The sequence below is a fragment of the Caballeronia terrestris genome (assembly GCF_001544515.1).
Classification (GTDB): domain Bacteria; phylum Pseudomonadota; class Gammaproteobacteria; order Burkholderiales; family Burkholderiaceae; genus Caballeronia; species Caballeronia terrestris.
The window spans coordinates 1-2,057 of record NZ_FCOL02000305.1; the positions used below are offsets into that span (position 1 = coordinate 1).

A 2,057-nucleotide genomic window follows, 5' to 3' on the forward strand; every position below is an offset into this window, starting at 1 on the left:
CAGGCCTCCATTCCGATGAGGCAAGGCTCGCGATTCGCAAAATGTTCGAGGAATGCGGCGCGCTTCAGTTGTTTGTTCATAATCTCGCCCGTGCCGGCATCCACCCAGTGAAGCTGGAAGACGTTCTTTGCGATGTCCACCCCGACCGTCGTATACTTCATTTCGGACCTCCGGTTAGCCTGTGAAGACCTCAATGATCTTCCATTTGGGCACTTTGATGCCGTCGGCCCGTGAGGGTCCGACTCTTCGGCGTCACCCACGTGGTAGGTGGGGGCGTTCATTCCATTTGTCGCCTCTGAATTTCTTTATCAAGAAGAGTCAGAGGTGCGAGTTGAAGGCGAAACAAACGTATTCTGTCGAGTTCAGGGAGCAGGCGCTCTCGAAGGTCCTGCAGCGCGGCAACCGAACGGTTGGAGCCGTAGCCGAGGAATTGAAGGTGAACGTTTTGACATTGAGGAATTGGATGAGAGGTGCCTCCGCCGCGAACCGGAGCTCGAGCTCCGGGCATGCAAAACGTCCGGATGACTGGTCGCCAGAAGAACGGCTGATGGCCTTGCAGGAGAGCCACGGGCTGGTTGATGAAGCGTTGAACGGCTGGTGTCGCGAGCGCGGCCTGTTTGCGCATCATCTCGTGCAATGGCGAACAGATTTCTGTGCCGCTGGTGGAACCGGCAGCCGTCGCGAAACTGCCCGGGAAGTGCGGGATCTGAAACAGGCCAATGTCCAGCTGCAGCGCGAGTTGAATCGCAAGGAGAAGGCGCTGGCTGAAGCTGCAGCGCTACTGGTGCTGCAAAAAAAGTACCGCGCGCTGTTCGAGGGCGAGGCCGAATGACGGCCCCTGAAGAGCGCAAGGAATTGATCAGCCTGATCAGCGAGGCGACCCTGGCCGGGGCTCGCCAGGCGCACGCGTGCAACATTCTGGGGCTCAGTGCCCGGACAGTTCAGCGCTGGCAACGCGGCGAACCTGACGCGGTGGACGGGCGCTCGTTACGGCACCATGAGCCGTGCCACAGGCTTTCTGCCGACGAACGCGCCGAGTTGCTGGCGGTCGCGAACTCGGCCGAATTCGGTCATCTGCCGCCAAGCCAGATCGTGCCGCGACTGGCAGACCAGCAACGCTATATTGCCTCCGAATCGACGTTCTACCGGGTACTGAAGGCCGAGAAGCAACTTGCTCACCGGCGTAGCGAACGGCCGGCCCACGCTCGCAGCAAACCGCGTTCGGTTTGCGCCGACGCGCCGAACCGGTTGTATTCCTGGGACATCACGTATCTGCCGACGACGATCCGTGGACAGTATTTTTATCTATACCTGTTTCTGGATGTATTCAGTCGCAAGATCGTCGGCTGGCAGGTCTATGCCGAGGAAAGCAGCGCGCTGGCCAGCGAAGTCCTTTGGGACCTTTGCGCACGCGAAGCGACACAGCCCGATCAGGTGATTCTGCATTCGGATAACGGCGGCCCAATGAAAGGCGCGACGACGCTCGCCACCCTTCAGGCGCTGGGTGTCATGCCGTCGTTGAGTCGCCCGGGCGTGAGCAACGACAACCCTTATTCCGAGTCACTGTTCAAGACGCTGAAGTACCGGCCGGCTTACCCCCTCAAGCCGTTCGATACCCTGTTCGCCGCGCGTGCCTGGGTGGGCGCACTGGTGCGCTGGTACAACGAGGAACATCGTCACAGCGCAATCAGGTTCGTAACGCCGGCGCAGCGCCATGCCAACCTCGACCACGAGATTCTGGATCGACGCGCGGCGCTCTACGCGACTGCCCGGCAACGCAATCCCCTCCGATGGAAAGGCCGCACGCGCAACTGGCAGCGCGTAAATGCTGTGCATCTGAACCCGGATCGAACCGACACCCAGGCAGGAACTCCGCAGCGCGATAAACATGAGCGAAAGGCCGCCTGAAATCTAAACGTCGAGGCGACAACTACCTTGAAAATTTCCGAAGGGGTGGCTAACCTTCTTCATTTGCTTTCTCGCAAAGTTCGTGCTGGCTGCTGCTGCCGGGGAGCCCAACAGCGCCAATGCCGTCGTAGTGAAGCACATACATCGTG

The 2,057-nt window shown here is 59.8% G+C and carries 1 protein-coding gene and 1 pseudogene; one reads left to right on the forward strand and one right to left on the reverse strand.

Going from position 1 to position 2,057, the window contains the following annotated elements:
• Positions 1 to 161: pseudogene (locus tag AWB67_RS40340) on the reverse strand (IS110 family transposase); the annotation flags it as partial.
• A gap of 170 nt (positions 162 to 331) precedes the next feature.
• On the opposite strand from AWB67_RS40340, the gene AWB67_RS36850 reads away from it, so the two are divergent.
• A protein-coding gene (locus AWB67_RS36850; protein WP_087660744.1) for an IS3 family transposase occupies positions 332 to 1,908 on the forward strand; the annotation gives its coding sequence in 2 pieces (ribosomal slippage) (positions 332 to 800 and positions 800 to 1,908; 1,578 coding nt in all).
• Positions 1,909 to 2,057: the final 149 nt, after the last annotated feature.